The sequence below is a fragment of the Streptomyces globosus genome (assembly GCF_003325375.1).
In the GTDB taxonomy this organism is placed as follows: domain Bacteria; phylum Actinomycetota; class Actinomycetes; order Streptomycetales; family Streptomycetaceae; genus Streptomyces; species Streptomyces globosus_A.
The window spans coordinates 6,070,709-6,095,758 of the sequence record NZ_CP030862.1; the positions used below are offsets into that span (position 1 = coordinate 6,070,709).

At 70.4% G+C, this 25,050-nt stretch carries 18 protein-coding genes and 3 rRNA genes; 7 read left to right on the forward strand and 14 right to left on the reverse strand.

Going from position 1 to position 25,050, the window contains the following annotated elements; all coding sequences use genetic code 11:
• Positions 1 to 43: 43 nt before the first annotated feature.
• The 6 genes from C0216_RS26960 to mtrA all read right to left on the reverse strand — a co-directional run bounded on the left by C0216_RS26960 (position 44) and on the right by mtrA (position 7,377).
• Positions 44 to 745: a response regulator gene (locus C0216_RS26960; RefSeq protein ID WP_114057763.1), complete on the reverse strand. Its 702-nt coding sequence runs from the start codon at positions 743 to 745 to the stop codon at positions 44 to 46.
• 220 nt (positions 746 to 965) lie between these two features.
• Complete coding sequence (gene hpf / locus C0216_RS26965; RefSeq protein WP_114057764.1) at positions 966 to 1,664, reverse strand: ribosome hibernation-promoting factor, HPF/YfiA family; 699 nt, start codon at positions 1,662 to 1,664, stop codon at positions 966 to 968.
• Between the two features lie 346 nt (positions 1,665 to 2,010).
• The gene (locus C0216_RS26970; RefSeq protein ID WP_114057765.1) at positions 2,011 to 2,754 is read right to left on the reverse strand and encodes a ComF family protein; all 744 of its coding nucleotides are present in this window, start codon (positions 2,752 to 2,754) and stop codon (positions 2,011 to 2,013) included.
• 73 nt (positions 2,755 to 2,827) lie between these two features.
• Entirely contained in the window at positions 2,828 to 4,720 is a 1,893-nt protein-coding gene (locus tag C0216_RS26975) for an LpqB family beta-propeller domain-containing protein (protein WP_246042708.1), read from the reverse strand.
• Positions 4,710 to 6,683: an MtrAB system histidine kinase MtrB gene (gene mtrB / locus C0216_RS26980; RefSeq protein WP_174250469.1), complete on the reverse strand. Its 1,974-nt coding sequence runs from the start codon at positions 6,681 to 6,683 to the stop codon at positions 4,710 to 4,712. The genes C0216_RS26975 and mtrB overlap by 11 nt, the downstream gene beginning before the upstream one ends.
• 4 nt (positions 6,684 to 6,687) lie before the next feature.
• The gene (mtrA, locus tag C0216_RS26985; protein ID WP_189812656.1) at positions 6,688 to 7,377 is read right to left on the reverse strand and encodes a two-component system response regulator MtrA; all 690 of its coding nucleotides are present in this window, start codon (positions 7,375 to 7,377) and stop codon (positions 6,688 to 6,690) included.
• 236 nt (positions 7,378 to 7,613) lie between these two features.
• Between mtrA and C0216_RS26990 the strand changes: the two genes are divergently transcribed.
• From C0216_RS26990 to C0216_RS27010, 5 genes are read left to right on the forward strand one after another with little or no spacing between them, the layout of a single operon-like run.
• Positions 7,614 to 8,861 (forward strand): hypothetical protein, encoded by a 1,248-nt coding sequence (locus C0216_RS26990; protein WP_114057768.1) that lies wholly within the window; start codon positions 7,614 to 7,616, stop codon positions 8,859 to 8,861.
• 6 nt (positions 8,862 to 8,867) lie between these two features.
• Positions 8,868 to 9,536, forward strand: coding sequence for a DUF4129 domain-containing protein (locus C0216_RS26995; protein WP_114057769.1), 669 nt, complete (start codon positions 8,868 to 8,870; stop codon positions 9,534 to 9,536).
• Positions 9,533 to 10,753 (forward strand): DUF4350 domain-containing protein, encoded by a 1,221-nt coding sequence (locus C0216_RS27000; RefSeq protein WP_114057770.1) that lies wholly within the window; start codon positions 9,533 to 9,535, stop codon positions 10,751 to 10,753. Before C0216_RS26995 ends, C0216_RS27000 begins: the two co-directional genes overlap by 4 nt.
• Positions 10,750 to 11,712, forward strand: coding sequence for an AAA family ATPase (locus C0216_RS27005; protein ID WP_114057771.1), 963 nt, complete (start codon positions 10,750 to 10,752; stop codon positions 11,710 to 11,712). The genes C0216_RS27000 and C0216_RS27005 overlap by 4 nt, the downstream gene beginning before the upstream one ends.
• A complete protein-coding gene (locus tag C0216_RS27010) occupies positions 11,712 to 13,022 on the forward strand; it encodes a DUF58 domain-containing protein (RefSeq protein WP_114057772.1) in 1,311 nt (436 codons plus the stop codon). The genes C0216_RS27005 and C0216_RS27010 overlap by 1 nt, the downstream gene beginning before the upstream one ends.
• 44 nt (positions 13,023 to 13,066) lie before the next feature.
• On the opposite strand, the gene C0216_RS27015 is transcribed toward C0216_RS27010, so the two are convergent.
• The 5 genes from C0216_RS27015 to C0216_RS27035 all read right to left on the reverse strand — a co-directional run bounded on the left by C0216_RS27015 (position 13,067) and on the right by C0216_RS27035 (position 20,135).
• Complete coding sequence (locus C0216_RS27015) at positions 13,067 to 13,330, reverse strand: hypothetical protein (RefSeq protein WP_114057773.1); 264 nt, start codon at positions 13,328 to 13,330, stop codon at positions 13,067 to 13,069.
• Between the two features lie 88 nt (positions 13,331 to 13,418).
• Positions 13,419 to 13,535, reverse strand: a 5S ribosomal RNA gene (gene rrf, locus C0216_RS27020).
• A gap of 75 nt (positions 13,536 to 13,610) precedes the next feature.
• Positions 13,611 to 16,726 (reverse strand): 23S ribosomal RNA (locus C0216_RS27025).
• Between the two features lie 279 nt (positions 16,727 to 17,005).
• Positions 17,006 to 18,531 (reverse strand): 16S ribosomal RNA (locus tag C0216_RS27030).
• The 16S, 23S and 5S rRNA genes sit together here, the layout of an rRNA operon.
• A gap of 596 nt (positions 18,532 to 19,127) precedes the next feature.
• Positions 19,128 to 20,135, reverse strand: coding sequence for a stage II sporulation protein M (locus C0216_RS27035; RefSeq protein ID WP_114057774.1), 1,008 nt, complete (start codon positions 20,133 to 20,135; stop codon positions 19,128 to 19,130).
• A gap of 98 nt (positions 20,136 to 20,233) precedes the next feature.
• On the opposite strand from C0216_RS27035, the gene C0216_RS27040 reads away from it, so the two are divergent.
• Together C0216_RS27040 and C0216_RS27045 are read left to right on the forward strand one after the other, a co-directional pair.
• Positions 20,234 to 21,178, forward strand: a complete 945-nt coding sequence (locus C0216_RS27040; protein WP_174250470.1) for an RDD family protein — start codon at positions 20,234 to 20,236, stop codon at positions 21,176 to 21,178.
• Between the two features lie 31 nt (positions 21,179 to 21,209).
• The gene (locus C0216_RS27045) at positions 21,210 to 21,518 is read left to right on the forward strand and encodes a hypothetical protein (protein ID WP_114057776.1); all 309 of its coding nucleotides are present in this window, start codon (positions 21,210 to 21,212) and stop codon (positions 21,516 to 21,518) included.
• Between the two features lie 31 nt (positions 21,519 to 21,549).
• Here the strand turns inward: C0216_RS27045 and C0216_RS27050 are convergent, their stop codons facing one another.
• From C0216_RS27050 to C0216_RS27060, 3 genes are all read right to left on the reverse strand, one after another.
• Positions 21,550 to 22,167 carry a hypothetical protein gene (locus tag C0216_RS27050; protein WP_114057777.1) on the reverse strand — a complete coding sequence of 206 codons (618 nt, stop codon included), beginning with the start codon at positions 22,165 to 22,167 and terminating at the stop codon, positions 21,550 to 21,552.
• 136 nt (positions 22,168 to 22,303) lie between these two features.
• Positions 22,304 to 23,740, reverse strand: coding sequence for an adenosylhomocysteinase (ahcY, locus tag C0216_RS27055; protein ID WP_216827111.1), 1,437 nt, complete (start codon positions 23,738 to 23,740; stop codon positions 22,304 to 22,306).
• 304 nt (positions 23,741 to 24,044) lie between these two features.
• Entirely contained in the window at positions 24,045 to 25,001 is a 957-nt protein-coding gene (locus C0216_RS27060) for a cation diffusion facilitator family transporter (RefSeq protein ID WP_114057779.1), read from the reverse strand.
• Positions 25,002 to 25,050 lie beyond the last annotated feature (49 nt).

Consider the following 25,050-nt stretch of genomic DNA (forward strand, 5'->3'; position numbering starts at 1 on the left):
CGGCCCCGGGGCTCTCCGGGGCCGCGCCCGGCAGGCCGCCGTGCTAGCGGATCTCCAGGATCTTCTCGCGCATGGCGTACACGACCGCTTCCATCCGGGAGTGCAGCTGGAGCTTCTCCAGGATGTTGCGGACGTGGTTCTTCACCGTGTTCTCGGAGATGAACAACTCCTTGGCGATGTCCCGGTTGTTCATCCCCGTCGCGACCAGCTTGAGGACCTCCAGCTCGCGGTCGGTGAGCCGCGGCGCCGGGACCAGCCGGCGCTCGTCGGTCCGCTGGATCATCGACTTGAACTCGGTCAGCAGCTTCGACGCCATTGAGGGGCTGATCTGCGACTGCCCGTCCGCCACCGCGCGGATCGCGGTGGCCACCTCGTCCGTGGAGATCTCCTTCAGCAGGTAGCCCGTCGCCCCCGCCTTGATCGCGTCGTAGAGGTCGGCCTCCTCGTCGCTGATCGTCAGCATGATGATCTTCGCGGAGGGGGCCACCTCCTTGATCGAGGTGCATGCCTCGATCCCGCCGCGGCGCGGCATCCGCACGTCCATCAGCACGATGTCCGGCAGCAGGTCCGCCGCCTTGTCCACCGCCTCCGCTCCGTCCCCGGCCTCGCCGACGACCTGGATGTCCTCCTCGTGCGCGAGGACGATCTCCAGCCCGCGCCGGAACAGGGCATGGTCGTCGACGACGAGCACCCGGATCGGCTCACCGCCGTCTTCGCCGCGCTCCGGCCCGAAACCGTCCGCCATCGTTCCTCCCCCTGCACGTACCGAGCTGCCGGCCAACGCCGCGGGCAGGCCCGCGGGTTGACTGCCCGCCATGATTCCATGCCCGCGGTTCCCGGCGCGGGCGCCCGGACGGCGACCGGCGCATACCGGTCATCCGCAGCCGGGCCGCCCGGTCACGGCGGTGCCCCCGCCGGACACCGAGGCGTCCGGCGGGGGCACCGCGCGGAAATCCGGTGCGGCCTCAGCCGCCGAGCGCGCCGCCCGCGCCCCCTGCACCGGCCTCGCCGTTGCTGGAGGCCTGGTCGGAGTTGAGGTGGATCACGCCGTAGTCGTAGCCGTGGCGCCGGTAGACGACGCTCGGCATCTTGGTGTCGGAGTCGACGAACAGGTAGAAGTCGTGGCCGACCAGCTCCATCTCGTACAGGGCCTGGTCGAGCGACATGGGTGAAGCCGAGTGCGTCTTCTCGCGGACGATGAGCGGGCCTTCGCCCTGCACCTCCAGCGATCCGATGCGGGTGGTCGGGATCGCGTCCGCCTCGTCGGCGGAGACCGGCTGGCCGCTCCCGTTCAGGGTCGCGGCGTCCGGCACCGCGTCGGCGACTTCGGCCGCGGAGAGGCGGCCTGCGCCGCGGCGGCTGTGCCGCTTGTCGTGCTGCCTGCGCAGCCGGGACTCGAGCTTCTCGTGTGCGAGGTCGAGCGCCGCGTACGGGTCGGCCGCGGCGGCTTCCGCACGGATCACCGGTCCGCGCGAGCGCAGGGTGATCTCCACACGGTCGGAACGGTCGGCCTGGCGCGGGTTGTGCTCCTTGGACACCTCGACATCCAGGCTGATGACCTTGCCGTCATACTTCTGGATCTTGTCCACGTTGAGCTTCTCCGCAACGTGCTTGCGGAACCGCTCGGGCACCTCGGTCTTGCGGCCCTTGACGACGATGTCCACGCAGAACTCCGTTCCCGGATAGCTCCGCCTCGCGGCGAAGCGTCTCCCTTTCGCACCAGGCTCCGGTGTTCACCGGAGCCTCGGACTTGGCGACTTTCACCTCCTCCTCCCCCATCGGCAAGATCTACACCCCACCGACTTCGGAGTCGAGAGACAGCCTCTGACACGAAGATTCAAGACCTGCGAAACGTGCGATCCGGTGCGAATCCCAGGGTCGCCAGTTCCTTACAACCGAACATATCTCTCCAAGACGGTTGTCGGCACCCGCTACCGGAACGTACCTCCGTTCAGGAGCTTTCTCCCTCTCACTACCTGCAACGATGCGCCTTCCCCTGCAGTTCCAAATCTATTCACCCAAGGGTTGGTCTGTCTGTGCAAACGGCGGGATTCGTACGAACGCCCCATGCGGAGCGGCCACCACGGCCGCCCCCTGCGCCTCGCCCAGGCCCGCCCCCGCGAGGGCCCGCGCCGCCTCGGCGAGCGTCGCCCCCGTCGTCGCCACGTCGTCGACCAGCACGATCCGCGCCCCGGCCGCAAGACGCCCCGCGCCCCGGCACACCCCGAGCGCCCCGGCCAGGTTCGCCCGCCGCTCCCGGGCACCCAGCCCGGCCTGGTCGGCCACCGGCCGCACCTGCCGCAGTACGGGCGCCACCCGCGCGGCCACCCCGGCCCGCCGCAGCCGCCCCGCCGCGGCCAGCGCGGTGCGCCGCACCGGATCGTGCCCCCGCGCCCGTACCTGCGCCCGCGCCGACGGCACGGGGACCAGCACCACCCCGGGTGCCGCCCCGGCCGCAGACTGCGGCAGCGCCGCGCGGACCGCCCAGGCCAGCGCCCCGCCGAGCGGCCCGGCCAGCGGCAGCGCCCCGCGCTCCTTGTGGGCGAGCAGCACGGCCCGTACGGGGCCCCCGTACGCGGCGGCCGCGTACACCGCGGGCAGCCCCGGCGGGCAGCCCGCCGGAACGACCCGGCCGGCCGGGCCCGCGGCGAGCGCCCGCGCGCATGCCGCGCACAGCACCTCCCGCGCCGCCCCGCAGCCCGCGCAGCACGGCGGCAGGACCAGGCCCGACAGCTCCCGCCACCACGCGCGCATGCCTCCACGGTGCCGGGCAGGACGCCGCTCCGCCACCCCTGTGGACAACGGGACCGGTCAGCCGGTCAGCCCGTCAGCCCGGGTACACCGGGGCCCGGCCGAGCGCGATCGTGCGCCACTGCGCGCCCGGCGGCAGCCACACGATGCCGTCGTCCTCGGACCAGGCCACGACCGGCTTCTTGTCGTCGTCCGCGGCGGCCACCGCGATCAGCCCGGTCGCCCCCGGCAGGCTCGCCGCGACCATCGAGCCGTCCGCCAGCATCGAGCGGGCCTGCACGACGCCGCCCTTCTCCCGGCCCACCACGAGCAGCCGCCCGCGCGGCGCCCAGCTCAGCGCCGTGACGTCGGCCATCTGCGGGGCCGCCGGGCGCAGTTCCCGCACCGTCACCGGCGGCGCGGCCGCCACCGCGGGCTTGCCGCCCTCGGGCCGCTCGATGCGCCCGATGTAGAGGCTCTTGAGGTTGCCCTTCTGCACCAGCAGCGCGAGGCGCACCCCGTCCGGGGCGGCCCTCACGGCGGTGATCCGGCCGTCCAGCCCGGCCACCTCGACCTTCTGCGCGACGGAGGTCCCCGCCGGCACCCGGTACAGGGCCGGCGCCTGCGGGTCCTGGTCGGCGACCCACACGTCGCCGGCCGCGTCGAAGCTGGGCGTGCTCAGCCCGTTCGGCTTGGCGCCCTTGGCGGTGAGCACCGGCGCCGGCATCGGCCCGGCAGTCGTCAGGTTGACCAGGTACATGCCCCGGCCGTCCTCGGAGACCGCGGCCGCCCGCTTCTCGTCGTACGAGACCGCGGCCGAGGCGGCCTTGAACGCCGGGCTGCCCGACAGCGGGCCCGGCACGGGCTCGGCCCGGTACTGCTGGTCCTCGCTGTTGACGTCGAGCTTCATCCGCACGAAGCGGCTCTCGGCGTCGACGTAGTACTGGTAGTCGGGGCTCGGCACGCGGTGCGCGATGGCCGAGGCGCCCGCGTCCGTCACCGAGCACAGCAGGGAGCGGTCGGAGCGCAGCAGCTCCACCCGCTCCAGCCGGGACGCCGCCAGTTCCTTGACGGTGAACAGCATTTGCGTGGCCATCTTCTGGCACTGCGGCTGCGCGACGTCGTCGACCTTCCGGTTCAGCGGCACACGCAGGACGTTCTGCCCGTCGGTGGCGAGGGACTTGGTGCCCTCGCGCAGCTCCGTCCCCGTCGGGAAGCTCGAAGTGACCACCGGCCCCAGCCACTTGGACGGCCCGGCGAGCAGCGACTGCACCGTCTGCGTCGTGGGGTCCATCCGCGAGTCCGGGTCGCTGCGCTGGCGTACGTACACCGGGTCGGCGACGAGGGTCCCCCCGGCGAAGTAGTACTTGTTCACCGGCATGTAGATGCGCTGGAAGTCCGACTCGCTGAGGACGAGGCTCGCCGGCGGGGTCTGGATCCGCCACTGCTTGTTCTCCTGCACGAGCTGCAGGGTCTCCTCGTAGCGGCTGTCCTCGGGGGCCGGCTGGTACGCGCTGCGCTCGTCCACGGTCGCGAGGCGCTTGCCGGCCATCTTGAAGCGGGGCCCCGGGCCGTCCTTGTCGCCGGGCAGGGAGAAGCGGTCGATGCCCGCCGACAGCACGGTGACGCCCGTGCTGGGCCGCCACGTCCGCGCCGCGTCCTCGGTGAGGTACTTCCGGGCGGTCTGCAGCTGCGGGTCGTCGCTGGTCATGGCCTCCAGGAAGCCGTCGACGATCTCGGTCGGGCCCGCCTTGTCGGCCGGCGGCACACCGAAGACCCGCACCTGCGAGTCCACGCCCTGCGAGGCCCGCACCTCGCGGATCTCGCCGCTGACCGGCATGGACGCGCAGCCGGCCAGCAGCAGCACGCCCGCGCCGAGCGCGCAGGCGCGGGCGGCCGCCGGCCGGCGCCCGGTGCGGGCGCCGCCGCGCCCCGCGGGCGGCCCGGCCTCGGCTCGTACGGGCTCTGCGCCCACCGGCTCAGCGTCCACCTGCTCCATCCTCCTGTGCTGCCTGGTCGGCGGGGCGGGCCACGACGCGGGCACCGCTGCCGGGCAGGGCCGTCGGGTCGGCCGGCACCGGCACGGCCCCGCCGACCGGCGGCCGGGGCGGTATCGCCGAGCGGTCGGTGCGCGCGGGCGCCTGCGCCTGCGGCCCCTTCGGCCGGTCGGCAGCGCCGGCCGCGGCGCGGGCCCGGTTGGCCCGCGAGTCCTCGGGCTCCAGCGGGATCGGGGAGCCGCGCAGCGGCTCGTCGGCGGTCCGCGGCAGCGTCAGCCGGAACTGGGAGCCGCCGCCGGGCTCGCCCCAGGCCTGGAGCCAGCCGCCGTGCAGGCGGGCGTCCTCGACGGCGATGGACAGGCCCAGGCCGGTGCCGCCGGTGGTGCGGGCGCGGGCCGGGTCGGCCCGCCAGAAGCGGTTGAAGACACGGGTCGCCTCGCCGGGCTTGAGGCCGACGCCGTAGTCCCGTACGGCGATGGCGACGGCGCCGCCCGCGGAGGCGAGGCGCACCACCACGTCGCGGCCCTCGCCGTGCTCGACGGCGTTGACGACGAGGTTGCGCAGGACGCGCTCCACGCGCCGGGCGTCGGCCTCGGCGATGACCGGCTGGGTGTCGCCCAGCACCCGGATCCGGGTGCCCTTGTGCTCGGCGAGCGGCTCGGCGCCCTCGACGACCCGGTGGACGACGTCGCGCAGGTCGATCGGCTCGGCCTCCAGCGCGGCGGCGCCCGCGTCGAAGCGGCTGATCTCCAGGAGGTCGGCCAGCAGCGACTCGAAGCGGTCGAGCTGCCCGGCGAGGAGTTCCGCGGAGCGGGCGGTGACCGGGTCGAAGTCGACGCGGGCGTCGTGGATGACGTCGGCGGCCATCCGCACGGTGGTCAGCGGGGTCCGCAGCTCGTGCGAGACGTCGGAGACGAACCGGCGCTGCATCCGCGACAGCTCCTCCAGCTGCTGGATCTTGCCCTGGAGGCTCTGCGCCATCTTGTTGAAGGCCTCGCCGAGGCGGGCGATGTCGTCCTCGCCGGTGACCTTCATCCGCTCCTGCAGCCGCCCGGCCGACAGCCGCTCGGCGATGCCCGCGGCCATCCGCACCGGGGTGACGATCTGCCGGACCACGAGCCAGGCGATGGCGCTGAGCAGCACGACGACGAACAGGCCGGCGGTGGCGATGGTCGACTTGACCAGGTTCAGCGACTCCTCCTCCTGCGTCAGCGGGAAGAGGTAGTACAGGTCGTAGGGGTCGCCGTTGATGTCGGTGAGCCGCTTCCCGACGACCAGCGCGGGCTCGGGGTCCTTGTCGCCGGCCCCGGCCGTGTACTTGATCTGCGAGAACGTCTTGAACGTGCCGGTGGCGTGGTTCACGGCGTGCCGCAGCGCCGGCGGGACGCTCGCGGTCGGGTCGACGTTGCCGGAGGCGCGGGCGCCCTTGACGCCGGATGCGCCGGGACCGCCGGGCCGGCCGACGCCGCCCGCGGCAGGGCCGCCCGGGGCGCCCGTGCCGACGCCGAGCGCGACCACCTCGAAGGCTGTCTGGCCGCCGCTCGCGAGCTGCTTGACCAGCGAGTTCATCCAGGTACTGGCGTCCCGGCCGACCTTGTTGTCGGTGGCGTCGGGGCCGTCGACCGTCGCCGGGGTGTTCGCCTTCTCCTGCGCGACGGCGAAGCCGCCCGCGGCCTGGCTCTGCGCCGCCTCCTCCTTCGCCTCGAGAAGGCCCGTGCTGACCTGCGCGATGACGACGACGCCGAGCGCGAGCACGACGGTCAGCGACATCAGCATGGTCGCGGCGACGACCCGCAGCTGGATGTTGCGCCGCCACAGCCGGACAGCCGGAAGCAGCGGCCGCCGTACGAGGCGTACGAGCAGCCGCAGCACGGGACCGCCGGGCGCTCCGTCCTGGAGCAGCCGGCCGCCCCGCAGGGCCCCCCAGCGGGAGCCGCCCCGCGGCCTGCCGGACATCACGTCAGCTCGGTCCTGCCTTGTAGCCGACACCGCGCACCGTCACGACGATCTCGGGGCGCTCCGGATCCTTCTCGACCTTGGAGCGCAGGCGCTGGACGTGCACGTTGACCAGGCGGGTGTCCGCCGCGTGCCGGTAGCCCCACACCTGCTCCAGCAGCACCTCGCGGGTGAAGACCTGCCAGGGCTTGCGGGCGAGCGCGACCAGCAGGTCGAACTCCAGCGGCGTCAGCGCGATCGAGCTGCCGTCGCGCTTGACGGAGTGCCCGGCCACGTCGATCACGAGGTCGCCGATGGTCAGCTGCTCCGGAGCCGGCTCCTCCGAGCGGCGCAGGCGCGCCCGGATGCGGGCCACCAGCTCCTTCGGCTTGAACGGCTTGACGATGTAGTCGTCGGCCCCGGACTCCAGGCCCACCACGACGTCCACCGTGTCGCTCTTCGCCGTGAGCATCACGATCGGCACCCCGGACTCGGCCCGGATGAGCCGGCAGACCTCTATGCCGTCCCTCCCGGGCAGCATCAGGTCCAGCAGCACCAGGTCCGGTTTGACCTCCCGGAAGGCAGCCAGTGCCTTGTCGCCGTCCGCTACGAACGACGGCTCGAAACCTTCACCACGCAACACGATGCCGAGCATCTCGGCCAGTGCGGTGTCGTCGTCGACGACAAGGACGCGTCCCTTCATGCTTGACATCATCCCATTAGCCAATCGTTACCAGGCGGTGAGCTGCCCCACAGCCAGAATGGCCGGAAACCGCCCCTCGGCCCCGTGTGGAGATCACATCGCCCAGTCTGCCCCGGATCAGGGTGACAATTGAACCCGCAGGCGGCCCGGTACGGCGGGGGACGGCCCGCCCGCACGCTGTTCCCACGTGGCACGATGGCAGCCGACCAGCGCCCCCGCCCCCGGCAGGCACACGTGAAGGAGCGACGATGAACGACTCTCCGGGCTGGGCCGCGCCCGGATCCTCTCCGTCCGACGGCGAGCGGCCCGGCGCACCCGACTCCCCCGGGCCCGGCTCCGACGCCCGGCCCCCCGCAGAAGGCCGCAAGTGGGCCGAGCGCCAGCCGCCTCCCGGCGACTGGCAGAGCCCCGGCGCCCCGCAGACCCCCGAGCCCCCGGCCGGCCCGCAGCAGCCCGCGCCCGGCGGCTGGAACCGCGGCGGCACCGGCCCCGGCAGCCCGTACGGCTACCCCGGCGGCCCCGGCCGGTGGGGCAAGCCCCCGGCCGCCAAGCCCGGCGTCATCCCGCTGCGCCCCCTCGACATGGGCGAGATCCTCGACGGCGCCGTCGCCACCATGCGACGCCACTGGCGCTCCGTCTTCGCGATCACCCTCGTCATCGCCACGGTCGTCCAGATCACCGACGTCCTGCTGAAGAAGTACGCCTTCCCGGCCGTCCCCGTGATGAGCGAGGAGCCGGACCTGCAGGAGCTCGTCGACTCGCTCACCGACACGCTCCTGTCGAGCCTGGGCACCGCCTTCGTCCAGTTCATCGCCGGAATCCTGGCGACCGCCCTGCTCACCATGGTCTTCAGCCGGGCCGTCATCGGCCGCGCCTCGTCCGTCGGCGAGGCCTGGCGCGACGCCCGCCCGCAGCTGCCGCGCCTGGCCGGCCTGGCCCTGGCCATCGGCCTGGGCGCCGCCGCCCTCGCCACCGTGCTGCTCCTGCCGGGCATCCTCACCCGGAGCACCGGCCTGCTCCTGCTCGGCGGGCTCGCCGCCCTGCCGCTGCTGCTCTGGCTCGCGATCAAGTTCACGCTGGCCTCGCCGGCGCTGATGCTGGAGAAGTCCGGCATCGTCACGGCCCTGCGCCGCTCCTCCAGGCTCGTCCGGGGCTCCTGGTGGCGGATCTTCGGCATCACGGCCCTGACCGCGATCATCACGCTCGTCGTGTCGTTCGTGATCCTGACGCCGATCAGCGCCCTGGCGCTGGTCATCGCCGGCGGCCTCGACGGCTTCGACCAGCAGACCCTGGCCACCAGCTGGCCGTTCCTGGTCATCTCCGGCATCGGCGCGGTCATCGTGCAGACGGTCACCATCCCGATGCAGGCCGGCGTCACCGTCCTCCTGTACGTCGACCAGCGCATCCGCCGCGAGGCCCTCGACCTGGAGCTGGCCCGCGCCGCCGGCCTGCACGAGTACGGCACGGACCCCGCGGCCCCGCCCACGGCCGGCTAGCCGCCCGTGGCGAGCAGGGGGGACCTCATCGCGGGCGCGGCGGCCGGGGAGACGCCGCCGGTCACGACACCTCGCGGCCCGGCCCGCGAGGCGGCCGAACGGGAACTGTCCGACCCGGCCTACCACCAGAACGACCCCGGGCTGCTGCGGCGCGCCCTGGACGCCTTCTGGGAGTGGCTCGGCGACCTCTTCGACCGGGCCGGCGCGGCCGCCCCCGGCGGCACCGCCGGCCTGGCCGCGGCGGCCGCCCTGGCCGTCCTCGCCGCGGCCGCCCTGTGGTGGCGGCTCGGCACACCGCGCCGGACCTCCGCCGGCGCGGCCGCCCTGTTCGCCGACGGCCCGCGCAGCGCCGCCGACCACCGCACCGCCGCCGAGGCCCACGCCGCGGCGGCCCGCTGGAACGAGGCCGTCCAGGAGCGCATGCGGGCCGTCGTCCGCTCCCTGGAGGAGCGCGCCCTCCTCGACCCGCGCCCCGGCCGCACCGCCGACGAGGCCGCCGCCGCGGCAGCGCCCGCCCTCCCCGGCCACGCCGACGCGCTGCGCGCCGCGGCCCGCACCTTCGACGACGTCGCCTACGGCGGCCGCACCGCCGACGCCGCCGCCTACGGCCGCCTCCGCGACCTCGACCTGGCCCTGGCCGAAACCCGGCCCCGCCTGACGGGCGGCCCGGCATGACCGCCGCCGCCCCGCGCCCGGCCTCCCCGCCCGAGCCCGCCGGCGGCACGTTCCGCCCGGCCGCGACACCGGCCGCGGTGTGGCGCCGCGCCCGCGGCCTGCTCCTCGCCCTCGCCGTCCTGATCACCGCGGGCGTCGTCCTCGCCGCCCTGGACCCGGGCGGCCGCCACGGCCGCCTCGACCCCCGCTCCGCGGACCCCTCGGGCACCCGGGCCGTCGCCGCGCTGCTCCGGGACCGCGGCGTGAGCACCCGTATCGTCACGACGGCGGACGCCGCCGCGGGCGCGGCCGGCCCCGGCACCACCCTGCTGGTCGCCCGCCCCGACCTGCTCGGCCCGCAGGCACGCGGCACGATCCGCTCCGCCGCCGACCTGTCCGGCGGCCGCACCGTCCTCCTGGCCCCGGGAGGCACCGCCCTGCGCGACCTCGCGCCCGCGGTGCACACCGCCGGCGCCTCCCGCACCGACACCCCCGCCCCCGACTGCGCGCTGCCCGCCGCCCGCACCGCGGGCCGCGCCGACACGGGTGGCGGCCTGCGGTACACGACGACGGCCGCGGGCGCGGCCGCCTGCTACCCGGACGGCGGCCGCCCGACCCTGCTCGTCCTGCCGTCGGCGACCGCGGGCGGCGACACCGTCGTCGCCGGCTCCGCCGCCTTCCTCCTCAACGAGGACCTGGCCCGCGAGGGCAACGCCTCCCTGGCCCTGCACCTGCTCGGCAGCCGCCCCGAACTCGTCTGGTACCTGCCCTCGCCCGCCGAGCTGCGGGACGGCGCGGGCGGCGACACCGCCCTCACCGACCTGATCCCGGCGGGCTGGCACTGGGCGCTCCTCCAGCTGCTGATCGCCGCCGTCCTGGCCGCCCTGTGGCGGGCCCGCCGCCTCGGCCCGCTCGTCACCGAACGCCTCCCCGTCGCGGTCCGCGCCTCGGAGGCCACCGAGGGCCGCGCCCGCCTCTACCGCAGGGCCGCCGCCCGGGAGCGCGCGGCGACGGTGCTGCGGGCCGCCGCCCGGGAGCGCCTCGCCGCCCTCGTGGGCGTACCGAAGTCCGGCTGCCACGACCCGGCGGTCCTCGTGCCGGCCGTGTCGGCGCGCGCTTCCGGCCCGGACCGGGACGCAGCGGCCCTGCTCTTCGGCCTCCCGCCCGCAACGGACGCGGCACTCGTCGCGCTCGCCGACCACCTCGACGCCCTCGAAAGAGAGGTCCGCTCCTCATGACGGCCACCACGGACAGCGCCCGCTCCGCCCTGGAGGCGATCCGCACCGAGATCGGCAAGGCCGTCGTGGGCCAGGACCCGGCGGTCACCGGTCTCGTCGTCGCCCTCCTGTGCCGCGGCCACGTCCTGCTGGAGGGCGTCCCGGGCGTCGCGAAGACCCTGCTGGTACGGGCCCTGGCGGCCTCCCTCGACCTCGGCACGAAACGCGTCCAGTTCACCCCGGACCTGATGCCGAGCGACGTGACGGGCTCGCTGGTCTACGACGCCCGCACCGCCGAGTTCTCCTTCCAGGAGGGCCCGGTCTTCACGAACCTGCTCCTCGCCGACGAGATCAACCGCACTCCTCCGAAGACGCAGTCCGCGCTGCTGGAGGCGATGGAGGAGCGGCAGGTGACGGTGGACGGCACCCCGCGCCGCCTGCCCGAGCCGTTCCTGGTCGCCGCGACGATGAACCCGGTCGAGTACGAGGGCACGTACCCGCTGCCCGAGGCGCAGCTGGACCGCTTCCTGCTGAAGCTGAACGTCCCGCTGCCCTCCCGCGCCGACGAGGTCGACGTCCTGACCCGGCACGCGGCGGGTTTCGACCCGCGCGACCTCGCGGCGGCCGGCATCCGCCCGGTGGCGGGACCGGAGGAGCTCCGGGCGGCCCGCGAGGCCGTCGCCGCCGTCGCCGTGTCGCCGGATATCGCCGGGTACGTCGTCGACGTATGCCGCGCCACCCGCGAGTCGCCGTCGCTGTCCCTGGGCGTCTCCCCGCGCGGCGCGACGGCCCTCCTCGCCGCGTCCCGCGCGTGGGCGTGGCTGACCGGCCGGGACTATGTCACACCGGACGACGTGAAGGCGCTGGCCCTGCCGACGCTGCGGCACCGGGTGCAGCTGCGCCCGGAGGCCGAGATGGAAGGTGTGACACCGGATGCGGTGCTGAACGCCGTCCTGTCCCACGTCCCCGTGCCCCGCTGATGGCCCTCACCGGACGCGCCGCCCTGCTGGCGGCCCTCGGCGCCCTCCCCGTCGGCCTGCTGGAGCCGTCCTGGGCGGGCATCCTCGCGGTGAACGGCCCGCTGGCCGCAGCCTGCGCCCTCGACTACGCGCTGGCGGCGCCGGTCCGCAGCCTGGTCCTGTCCCGCTCGGGCGACACGGCGGTCCGCCTGGGCGAGCCGGCCGAGGTCCACTTGTCGGTCACCAACCCGGGAACCCGCCCGCTGCGGGCCCGGATCCGCGACGCGTGGCCTCCGAGCAGCTGGCTGCCCGGCACCGAACAGGCGGCGTCCCGGCACACGCTGACGGTCCCTCCGGGCGAACGCCGCCGCGTGTCGACCCGTCTGCACCCCACCCGCCGCGGCGACCGCCACGCGGACCGGGTGACGATCCGCTCCTCCGGTCCTCTGGGCCTCGCCTCCCGCCAGGGCACGCACCGCATCCCCTGGACGGTGCGCGTCCTCCCGCCCTTCACGAGCCGCAAGCACCTGCCGTCCCGCCTGGCGCGCCTGCGCGAACTGGACGGCCGGACGAGCGTCCTGACGCGCGGTGAGGGCACCGAGTTCGACAGCCTCCGCGACTACGTCCCGGGGGACGACACCCGCTCGATCGACTGGCGCGCGACGGCCCGCAGGCACGGCGTCGCGGTCCGCACCTGGCGCCCGGAACGCGACCGGCACATCCTGGTCTGCCTGGACACGGGCCGCACCTCGGCCGGCCGCGTCGGCGACGCCCCCCGCCTGGACGCCTCGATGGATGCGGCCCTCCTCCTGGCGGCCCTGGCCGCCCGCGCCGGCGACCGCGTGGACCTCCTGGCCTACGACCGCCGGGTCCGCGCCCAGGTCCAGGGCCGCTCGGCGGGCGACGTCCTGCCGGCATTCGTGGACGCGATGGCCCCGCTGGAGCCGGAACTCATCGAGACGGACGCCCGCTCCCTCGTCTCCACGATCCTCCGCACGGCCCCCCGCAGCTCCCTGGTGGTCCTGCTGACCAGCCTGGAGGCGGCTCCGGTGGAGGAGGGCCTGCTCCCCCTGCTTCCCCGCCTGACCCAGCGCCACACGGTCCTCCTGGCCTCGGTCTCGGACCCGAAGGTGGCGGAGATGGCCCGCGCCCGCGGCACCCTGGACGCGGTCTACGAGGCCGCGGCCGCGGCCCAGTCCCAGGCCCAGCGCCTGCGCACCGCGGACCAACTGGCCCGCCACGGCGTCCACGTCGTGGACGCCGCCCCCGACACCCTGGCCCCCGCCCTGGCCGACGCCTACCTCGCCCTGAAGTCCGCCGGCCGCCTGTGAGGCCGGCGGTCCACGTCAACGATCGAGGACGAGGTGCTGCCGGATCACGCCGCATTCTCGTGTCGGCCCGCGAAGGCCTGACGGATCCTGCGCCCCATCTCCGCGCTCTCCTCGTCCGTCACTCGCACACCGAAGTGTTCGGCCATGTACTCACGCGCCCGTTCGGCCCGCTCGCGCCGCTCCTCGGGGGTGAGCGTGGACTCCGCAAACTCCTGCACGAGAGCTCTGATGGACGTGCCGCGGGACTCGGCGATGACCGCAAGGCGATCGCGCACCTCAGCCGACACTCGGATCATGGCATCGGACATGACCCGAATCAGCGGTGTACACATGCACGGCCGGTAAACGCAGGAAAGCCCCGCACCAGAGCTGGTGCGGGGCTTTCCCACAATGATTGTTCGGCGGCGTCCTACTCTCCCACAGGGTCCCCCCTGCAGTACCATCGGCGCTGAAAGGCTTAGCTTCCGGGTTCGGAATGTAACCGGGCGTTTCCCTAACGCTATGACCACCGAAACACTATGAAGTTGAACTCAAGCCGGCAATGGCGAGTTCGTTGCTTCAGAACTAACACAGTGGACGCGAGCAACTGAGGACAAGCCCTCGGCCTATTAGTACCAGTCAGCTCCACCCGTTACCGGGCTTCCACATCTGGCCTATCAACCCAGTCGTCTACTGGGAGCCTTACCCTCTCAAGGAGGTGGGAATACTCATCTTGAAGCAGGCTTCCCGCTTAGATGCTTTCAGCGGTTATCCCTCCCGAACGTAGCCAACCAGCCATGCCCTTGGCAGGACAACTGGCACACCAGAGGTTCGTCCGTCCCGGTCCTCTCGTACTAGGGACAGCCCTTCTCAATATTCCTACGCGCACAGCGGATAGGGACCGAACTGTCTCACGACGTTCTAAACCCAGCTCGCGTACCGCTTTAATGGGCGAACAGCCCAACCCTTGGGACCGACTCCAGCCCCAGGATGCGACGAGCCGACATCGAGGTGCCAAACCATCCCGTCGATATGGACTCTTGGGGAAGATCAGCCTGTTATCCCCGGGGTACCTTTTATCCGTTGAGCGACGGCGCTTCCACAAGCCACCGCCGGATCACTAGTCCCGACTTTCGTCCCTGCTCGACCCGTCGGTCTCACAGTCAAGCTCCCTTGTGCACTTACACTCAACACCTGATTGCCAACCAGGCTGAGGGAACCTTTGGGCGCCTCCGTTACCCTTTGGGAGGCAACCGCCCCAGTTAAACTACCCATCAGACACTGTCCCTGATCCGGATCACGGACCGAGGTTAGACATCCAGCACGACCAGAGTGGTATTTCAACGACGACTCCACAACCACTGGCGTGGCCGCTTCACAGTCTCCCACCTATCCTACACAAGCCGAACCGAACACCAATATCAAACTGTAGTAAAGGTCCCGGGGTCTTTCCGTCCTGCTGCGCGAAACGAGCATCTTTACTCGTAGTGCAATTTCACCGGGCCTATGGTTGAGACAGTCGAGAAGTCGTTACGCCATTCGTGCAGGTCGGAACTTACCCGACAAGGAATTTCGCTACCTTAGGATGGTTATAGTTACCACCGCCGTTTACTGGCGCTTAAGTTCTCAGCTTCGCCCCACCGAAATGGAGCTAACCGGTCCCCTTAACGTTCCAGCACCGGGCAGGCGTCAGTCCGTATACATCGCCTTACGGCTTCGCACGGACCTGTGTTTTTAGTAAACAGTCGCTTCTCGCTGGTCTCTGCGGCCACCCCCAGCTCAAGGTGCAAGACCTATCACCAGGAATGGCCCCCCTTCTCCCGAAGTTACGGGGGCATTTTGCCGAGTTCCTTAACCATAGTTCACCCGAACGCCTCGGTATTCTCTACCTGACCACCTGAGTCGGTTTAGGGTACGGGCCGCCATGAAACTCGCTAGAGGCTTTTCTCGACAGCATAGGATCATCCACTTCGCCACAATCGGCTCGGCATCAGGTCTCAACCTTGTATGAGGGACGGATTTGCCTACCCCTCGGCCTACACCCTTACCCCGGGACAACCACCGCCCGGGCTGGACTACCTTCCTGCGTCACCCCATCGCTTACCTACTACAAGTCCGGTTCGTCGGCTCCACCACTTCCCTTCACCCGAAGGATCCAGGACGGCTTCACGGACTTAGCATCGCTCGCCTCGATATTGGGCGTTTCAAAGCGGGTACCGGAATATCAACCGGTTGTCCATCGACTACGCCTGTCGGCCTCGCCTTAGGTCCCGACTTACCCTGGGCAGATCAGCTTGACCCAGGAACCCTTAGTCAATCGGCGCACACGTTTCTCACGTGTGTATCGCTACTCATGCCTGCATTCTCACTCGTGAACCGTCCACAACTCGCTTCCGCGGCTGCTTCACCCGGCACACGACGCTCCCCTACCCATCACAGCCTCCGTTGGGAGTATTGCTGCAATGACACGACTTCGGCGGTACGCTTGAGCCCCGCTACATTGTCGGCGCGGAATCACTTGACCAGTGAGCTATTACGCACTCTTTCAAGGGTGGCTGCTTCTAAGCCAACCTCCTGGTTGTCTCTGCGACTCCACATCCTTTCCCACTTAGCGTACGCTTAGGGGCCTTAGTCGATGCTCTGGGCTGTTTCCCTCTCGACCATGGAGCTTATCCCCCACAGTCTCACTGCCGCGCTCTCACTTACCGGCATTCGGAGTTTGGCTAAGGTCAGTAACCCGGTAGGGCCCATCGCCTATCCAGTGCTCTACCTCCGGCAAGAAACACACGACGCTGCACCTAAATGCATTTCGGGGAGAACCAGCTATCACGGAGTTTGATTGGCCTTTCACCCCTAACCACAGGTCATCCCCCAGGTTTTCAACCCTGGTGGGTTCGGTCCTCCACGAAGTCTTACCTCCGCTTCAACCTGCCCATGGCTAGATCACTCCGCTTCGGGTCTAGAGCGTGCAACTCAAACGCCCTGTTCGGACTCGCTTTCGCTACGGCTTCCCCACACGGGTTAACCTCGCTACACACCGCTAACTCGCAGGCTCATTCTTCAAAAGGCACGCAGTCACGAGGATCCGAAGATCCCGACGCTCCCACGGCTTGTAGGCACACGGTTTCAGGTACTATTTCACTCCGCTCCCGCGGTACTTTTCACCATTCCCTCACGGTACTATCCGCTATCGGTCACCAGGGAATATTTAGGCTTAGCGGGTGGTCCCGCCAGATTCACACGGGATTTCTCGGGCCCCGTGCTACTTGGGAGATGAGCAAGCAAGCCGTACAGATTTCAGCTACGGGGGTCTTACCCTCTACGCCGGACCTTTCGCATGTCCTTCGCCTATCCATACGGTTTCTGACTCGCCCAGCCGCCGGCAGACGACTGAAGCTCATTCCCACAACCCCGCATGCGCAACCCCTGCCGGGTATCACACGCATACGGTTTGGCCTCATCCGGTTTCGCTCGCCACTACTCCCGGAATCACGGTTGTTTTCTCTTCCTGAGGGTACTGAGATGTTTCACTTCCCCTCGTTCCCTCCACACTGCCTATGTGTTCAGCAGCGGGTGACAGCCCATGACGACTGCCGGGTTTCCCCATTCGGACACCCCCGGATCAAAGCTCAGTTGGCAGCTCCCCGGGGCCTATCGCGGCCTCTCACGTCCTTCATCGGTTCCTGGTGCCAAGGCATCCACCGTGCGCCCTTAAAAACTTGGCCACAGATGCTCGCGTCCACTGTGTAGTTCTCAAACAACGACCAGCCACCCGTCACACCCTGCCGAAACAGAGCTTTACCGGGGCCGGCACTGAAGACTAGCCAGACGGCCGTGCCTTCAGGACCCAACAACGTGCCAGGCACCCTCGTTCATCCGCATCCTCTTTCCACGCCGAAGCAGTACTCGAGAACCATCAGATCCGAAGATGCCAACTAATCAACGTTCCACCCATGAGCTGACCGTGCAGAACGTTTGCCTGCAATCGGTACTGTGCTCCTTAGAAAGGAGGTGATCCAGCCGCACCTTCCGGTACGGCTACCTTGTTACGACTTCGTCCCAATCGCCAGTCCCACCTTCGACGGCTCCCTCCACAAGGGTTGGGCCACCGGCTTCGGGTGTTACCGACTTTCGTGACGTGACGGGCGGTGTGTACAAGGCCCGGGAACGTATTCACCGCAGCAATGCTGATCTGCGATTACTAGCGACTCCGACTTCATGGGGTCGAGTTGCAGACCCCAATCCGAACTGAGACCGGCTTTTTGAGATTCGCTCCACCTCACGGTATCGCAGCTCATTGTACCGGCCATTGTAGCACGTGTGCAGCCCAAGACATAAGGGGCATGATGACTTGACGTCGTCCCCACCTTCCTCCGAGTTGACCCCGGCGGTCTCCTGTGAGTCCCCATCACCCCGAAGGGCATGCTGGCAACACAGGACAAGGGTTGCGCTCGTTGCGGGACTTAACCCAACATCTCACGACACGAGCTGACGACAGCCATGCACCACCTGTATACCGACCACAAGGGGGCACCCATCTCTGGATGTTTCCGGTATATGTCAAGCCTTGGTAAGGTTCTTCGCGTTGCGTCGAATTAAGCCACATGCTCCGCCGCTTGTGCGGGCCCCCGTCAATTCCTTTGAGTTTTAGCCTTGCGGCCGTACTCCCCAGGCGGGGAACTTAATGCGTTAGCTGCGGCACCGACGACGTGGAATGTCGCCAACACCTAGTTCCCAACGTTTACGGCGTGGACTACCAGGGTATCTAATCCTGTTCGCTCCCCACGCTTTCGCTCCTCAGCGTCAGTAATGGCCCAGAGATCCGCCTTCGCCACCGGTGTTCCTCCTGATATCTGCGCATTTCACCGCTACACCAGGAATTCCGATCTCCCCTACCACACTCTAGCCAGCCCGTATCGAATGCAGACCCGAGGTTAAGCCTCGGGCTTTCACATCCGACGTGACTGGCCGCCTACGAGCTCTTTACGCCCAATAATTCCGGACAACGCTTGCGCCCTACGTATTACCGCGGCTGCTGGCACGTAGTTAGCCGGCGCTTCTTCTGCAGGTACCGTCACTTTCGCTTCTTCCCTGCTGAAAGAGGTTTACAACCCGAAGGCCGTCATCCCTCACGCGGCGTCGCTGCATCAGGCTTTCGCCCATTGTGCAATATTCCCCACTGCTGCCTCCCGTAGGAGTCTGGGCCGTGTCTCAGTCCCAGTGTGGCCGGTCGCCCTCTCAGGCCGGCTACCCGTCGTCGCCTTGGTAGGCCATTACCCCACCAACAAGCTGATAGGCCGCGGGCTCATCCTTCACCGCCGGAGCTTTCCACCGCGGAAGATGCCTTCCGCAGTCGTATCCGGTATTAGACCCCGTTTCCAGGGCTTGTCCCAGAGTGAAGGGCAGATTGCCCACGTGTTACTCACCCGTTCGCCACTAATCCCCTCCCGAAGGAGGTTCATCGTTCGACTTGCATGTGTTAAGCACGCCGCCAGCGTTCGTCCTGAGCCAGGATCAAACTCTCCATGAATGTTTACCGGTCATCCGGTGCACACACACGTAGAGCGGGCCAGCCATGTCGGAATAGGACCGACTGACCACTGCGTCCTCGCTGTGTTGTTGCCTGCAAGCACTTCCAGAGGAAGCCTCACAGGTCTTTTTCAAAGGAACCTCATCCACCGGAGTGGACGGGGTATCAACTTCTGGCGTTGATTTTTGGCACGCTGTTGAGTTCTCAAGGAACGGACGCTTCCTTTGTACTCACCCGCAGTAACACTTACTGGGGCTTTCCTCCGGGCTTTCGTTCTTCTTTCCTGCGTTTCCGACTCTATCAGAGTCTTTCGCGCTCCGCTTTCCGGGGTTTTCGCTTTCGCGCTTTCCCTTTCCGGCGGTTCCGACTCTATCAGAAGTTTTCCACCGGATTTACCGGCTTCGGATTCCCGATGGCGAGTCGAGTGCACTCCGGTGGAATTCACGATTCCTGCGGAGGCGAGAGAGATGTTAAACCGCTGCTGCCGAACTGTCCAGTTCGAGGCAACCGTTCGAATCTACCTCCCCGTCGCGACCGTGTCAACGGCCGTTCCGGGACGACGAGGAGACTAGCAGCTGACCGGCCCTGCACGCACATCAGGCCGCCGTGGGCAGCGACGCGGTGCGGTCCGCGGCCTCCACGTCGCCCACCTCGCCGGCCCGTGCCGCCCGGCCGCCGAGGACGTACACGTACGCCAGGAACACCGCCTCCGCGGCGACGCCGATCGCGATCCGCGCCCATGTCGGCAGGCCGGACGGGGTCACGAAACCCTCGATCAGGCCGGATACGAACAGGACCGCCGCGAGCCCGACGGCCATGCCGAGCGCGGCCCGGCCCTGTTCGGCGAGGGCGGCGCGGCGGGTGCGCGGGCCGGGGTCGATGACCGTCCAGCCCAGCCGCAGGCCGGTGCCCGCGGCGACGAACACCGCGGTCAGTTCGAGCAGGCCGTGCGGCAGGATCAGGCCGAGGAAGACGTCGAGCCGGCCCGCGGAGGCCATCAGCCCGAGCCCCACCCCCAGGTTCGCCATGTTGAGGAAGAGGATCCACAGCACCGGCAGCCCCAGGAACGCGCCCGCGACCAGGCAGACCGCCGCCGCCTGGGCGTTGTTCGTCCACACCTGCGCCGCGAACGACGCCGCCGGGTGGCTGGAGTAGTACGCCTCGTACCCGCCGCCGGGCTCCGTCATCGCCCGCAGCTCCTCCGGCGCGGCGATGGACGCCTGCACCTCCGGGTTCATTGCGACCCACCAGCCGATCAGCACCCCGAGCAGCGTGGACAGCACCGCGGTCGGGATCCACCAGCGCCGGCTGAGGTAGACGGCGGCAGGGAAGGCGGAGGTGAAGAAGCGGGCGGCGTCCCGCCAGCCCGCGCGCCGGGTCCCGGTGACGGTGGCGCGCGCCCGGGCGACGAGCTGGGTGAGCCGGCCTGTCAGCACCGCGTCGGGCGTGCTCGACTGGATCAGCGACAGGTGGGTGGACGCCCGCTGGTACAGGGCGACCAGTTCGTCCGCCTCCGCGCCGGTGAGCCTGCGGCCGCGGCCGAGCAGCTGTTCCAGGCGGTCCCACTCCGCGCGGTGGGCCGTGACGAAGACGTCGAGATCCATCCGGTTGCCGCTCCCCCTGCTCCGGCGTACTTCTTCCACGGCCAGCTTGGCAGACTGGTCGCCGAGGGGCGGGTCCGGCCGGGGAGAGGGTGCGCAGCGTGAGCGATCTGGTGACGGGGGACGCGGTCGTCCTGGGGCTGCGGCCCGCGCGGCTGCCGAGCCGTGGGCTCGCCTACTGCCTGGACATCGCCGTCTACCTGTCGGGCTATGTGGCCGTCGCGGTCGGGCTGGCCTTCGCGACGGCCTCGCTGGACGAGGCGGCGCAGGCCGCCGTCGCGGTGTCGGGTTTCGTGCTGGGACTGGTCGGCGTCCCGATCGCGGTGGAGACGCTCAGCGGGGGCCGGTCCCTCGGCAAGCTGGCCTGCGGGCTGCGGGTGGTCCGGGACGACGGCGGGCCGATCCGGTTCCGGCACGCGCTGGTGCGCGGGGCCATGGGGGTCGTGGAGCTGCTGCTGACGTTCGGGGCGGTGGCGTGCACGGCCTCGCTGGTGTCGGAGCGGGGCCGGCGGGTCGGGGACGTGTTCGCGGGGACGCTCGTCGTCCGGGAGCGGGTGCCGCGGCAGCAGGTGATGCCGGTGCCGCCTCCGCCGCCCTGGCTGGCGGGGCGGTTCACGGGGCTGGACCTGTCTGCGGTGCCGGAGGGGCTGTGGCTGGCGGTACGCCAGTACCTGACGCGGATGGGCCAGCTGGATCCGCAGGTCGGTGCGGCGATGGCGGCGCGGCTCGCAGACGACCTGGCGGCCCGTACGGGGGCGCCGGTGCCGGCCGGGGTTCCGGCGGCGGCGTACCTGATGGCGGTCGTGCACGAGAGGCAGTCGCGGGACGCCGCGCGGGCCTTCGGGCCCGCGGCCGGCGCGGTGCCGGGCGCGGGCGCCGGTGCGTACGCCCCCGCCCCGCCGCCACCGGCGTACGGGACTCCCGCGCCGTTCGGGACGTACGGGACGCACGCGGCCCCTGTGCCTGCCGGCCTCCCGGCCCCGGCCACCCCGGCTCCCGCCCCGCCGGCCCCTGGGCGGGGCACCGGCTTCGCCCCGCCCGGGTAGGGCTGTCGGGGGGTGCGCCTAGGCTGCGGCCATGTCAGTCAACATCGATCTCGCCTTCGCCGTGACCGGGCTCGCGGACCGCCGGCAGGCCGAGGACGTCGTCCGGGCCGTGCAGGAGCTGCTGTACGACGAGTCGCTGGAGAACCAGGTCAGCCACGGCTGGTCCGTGGACGACGCCGGTGCGTTCTTCGTCTCCGGGGAGTCGGACCACCCGCTCGGCATCACCCGCTTCTACCTCTGGCAGCCGCACTTCGAGGGCCTGTTCGCGGCGACGGTCGCCGGTGTGGCCCCCGCGGCCGCGCACGAGATCCGCTGGGGTTACCCGGACGAGGAGTACTGACCGGCGGCGGCCCCCGCGCCTGCGCCGGCGGTCAGGCCGGGAAGGCCGACGGCGGCGTCTCCAGGTGTTCCAGTTCGACTCCGGGTGCGGACAGGACGACGTCGCCCGCGATGTGCACGGAGTGGACCTCGCCGGTGTCCAGGGCGGTGACCCGGTACTCGTCGACGACGAGCGGCCCGCTGTCGGTGTCGTGGACGCTGCTGCCGGCGAGCTGCCAGGCCTGGTCGACCGTACGCGGCGCCAGCACGGGGTCGGTCAGCGCCACGAGCCGGACGCGGGTCGCGGCGGCCCCCTCGGCCGGCCGGAGCAGGCGTGCGGTGGCGACGAGGAAGGCCGGGGACGTGCCGGTGAACGCGGCGGCGGGGGCGTTGCCCTCGGCGGCCTCGGCGCCGGCGGGGTCGGAGCGGACCCAGGTCACCCCGTCGATGGCGGCGCCGCGGACCTGCCAGCCGGCGAGGGCCAGTTCCACGCGGATGGGGCGGCCGAGTTCGTCGACGGCGAGGTCGACGGAGCCGCGGTGGCCGCCGTCCGGGCCGGTCAGCTGGGAGACGTAGCGCCAGCCGGAGGGGCCGGGGGCGCAGTGGAAGTGCTCCTCGCCGAGCAGGGCGTGGTCGTGCGGGTCGTGGAGCGAGTAGCGGCCGCGGGGCATGGCGGGGGGGTCCTTGCTGTGCGTGCGTACGGGGCAGGCCCCCGGCACGGGTGCCGGGGGCCTGGCTCGGTGCTGCCGGGGCAGCGGTGCTGCGGTTCCGCGGAAGGGGCCGGCGGGCGCCGGCCCGCCCGGCGGATCAGTAGCGGTAGTGGTCCGGCTTGTACGGGCCCTCGACCTGGACGCCGATGTACGCGGCCTGCTCCGGGCGGAGCGTCGTCAGCTTGACGCCGAGCGCGTCGAGGTGGAGGCGGGCGACCTTCTCGTCCAGGTGCTTGGGCAGCGTGTAGACGTCGGTCGGGTACTGCTCCGGCTTCGTGAAGAGCTCGATCTGGGCCAGGGTCTGGTCCGCGAAGGAGTTCGACATGACGAAGGAGGGGTGGCCCGTCGCGTTGCCGAGGTTCAGCAGGCGGCCCTCGGACAGCACGATGAGGACCTTGCCGTCGGGGAAGGTCCAGGTGTGGACCTGCGGCTTGACCTCGTCCTTGACGATGCCCTCGATCTTCGCCAGGCCGGCCATGTCGATCTCGTTGTCGAAGTGGCCGATGTTGCCGACGATGGCCTGGTGCTTCATCTTGGCCATGTCCGAGGCCATGATGATGTCCTTGTTGCCGGTCGTCGTGATGAAGATGTCGGCGGTCTCGACGACCTCGTCCAGGGTGGTCACCTGGTAGCCGTCCATCGCCGCCTGCAGGGCGCAGATGGGGTCGATCTCGGTGACGATGACGCGCGCGCCCTGGCCGCGGAGGGACTCGGCGCAGCCCTTGCCGACATCGCCGTAGCCGCAGACGACGGCGGTCTTGCCGCCGATGAGGACGTCGGTGGCGCGGTTGATGCCGTCGATGAGGGAGTGGCGGCAGCCGTACTTGTTGTCGAACTTCGACTTGGTGACGGCGTCGTTCACGTTGATGGCGGGGAAGAGCAGGGTGCCTTCCTGCATCATCTCGTACAGGCGGTGGACGCCCGTCGTGGTCTCCTCGGTGACACCGCGGATGTCGGAGGCCAGCTGCGTCCACTTCTGCGGGGACTCGGCCAGGGTGCGGTTCAGCAGCGTGAGGATGTGGCCGTACTCCTCGGAGTCCGCGGTGGACGGGTCCGGGGCCGCGCCGGCCTTCTCGAACTCGACGCCCTTGTGGACGAGGAGGGTGGCGTCGCCACCGTCGTCGAGGATCATGTTCGGGCCGCCGGTGGGGGTGTTCGGCCAGGTCAGCGCCTGCTCCGTGCACCACCAGTACTCCTCCAGCGTCTCGCCCTTCCAGGCGAAGACGGGGACGCCCTGCGGGTTCTCCGGGGTGCCGTTCGGGCCGACGGCGATGGCGGCGGCCGCGTGGTCCTGGGTGGAGAAGATGTTGCAGGAGGCCCAGCGGACCTCGGCGCCGAGCGCGACCAGGGTCTCGATCAGGACGGCGGTCTGCACGGTCATGTGCAGCGAGCCGGTGATGCGGGCGCCCGCCAGCGGCTGCGCCTCCGCGTACTCGCGGCGGATCGACATCAGACCCGGCATCTCGTGCTCCGCCAGGGTGATCTCCTTGCGGCCGAAGGCGGCAAGGGAAAGGTCTGCGACCTTGAAGTCCATGGGTGCTGCTCTCCTCATGGTTCGAGAGGTGGGTACGGCTGAGCCGCGCATCGCCGGAGGCGGTGCACCGGGCACTCAGTCCGTCGGGGGCCCTCTCTCCCCTCGGCCGGTCGCGGGACCGCCCGACCGCCATCAGCAGCGACGCCTGACACTGATGACGAATCTACACCGAGCCGGGGGGCGAGCCCCAGTGCACCCGGGAATCCGCGGTCGTACGGGCCCGCGTGCGCGGGCCGCCCGGGGGCGGGTGCGGGAACGCCCCCGCGGGGGGTCGCAGGGGCGTTCGGGCGGTGCCGGGGGCCGGTCAGCCGGCGGGCTTGGCGAGGGGGTCCGCGCCGGCGGCTGCCTCGGCGGCCTTGTAGATGTCCGGCTCCAGGTAGATCACGCGGGCGATCGGGACGGCCTCGCGGATGCGGGCCTCGGCGGCGTCGATCGCCTCGGCGACGCGGGCGGCGGTCTCGTCGTGCCGGACGGCGATCTTCGCGGCGACGAGGAGCTCCTCGGGGCCGAGGTGGAGGGTGCGCATGTGGATGAGGCGGGTGACGCTGTCGCCGTCGACGACGGCCGCCTTGATCTTCTCGATGTCGTCGATGCCGGCGGCCTCGCCGAGGAGCAGCGACTTCGTCTCGGCGGCCAGGACGATCGCGATGAGGATGAGCAGGATGCCGATCGCGAGGGTGCCGATGCCGTCCCAGACGCCGTTGCCCGTCAGGAGGGCGAGGCCGACGCCGACGAGGGCGAGGACGAGGCCGACGAGCGCGCCGAGGTCCTCCAGCAGCACGACGGGCAGTTCGGGCGCCTTGGCGCGCTTGACGAACTGGCGCCAGGTCAGGCCGCCGCGCACCTCGTTCGACTCCTTGATCGCGGTGCGGAAGGAGAAGGTCTCCGCGATGATCGCGAAGACGAGGACGCCGACGGGCCAGTACCAGGCCTCGATCTCGTGCGGGTGCTTGATCTTCTCGTAGCCCTCGTAGATGGCGAACATGCCGCCGACGGTGAAGAGCACGATCGAGACGAGGAACGCGTAGATGTAGCGCTCCCGCCCATACCCGAAGGGGTGTTCCGCGGTGGCCTCGCGCTTGGCCTTCTTGCCGCCGAGGAGCAGCAGCCCCTGGTTGCCGGAGTCCGCCAGCGAGTGGACGCTCTCGGCGAGCATCGACGACGAGCCACTGAAGACGAAGGCCACGAACTTGGCTGCGGCAATGGCGAGGTTGGCGGAGAGTGCCGCCACGATCGCCTTGGTTCCGCCCGACGCGCTCATGGGTGCTGGTTGTCCCTTCCTCGGTACGGCGGCCCTGGCCGGGGCGCCG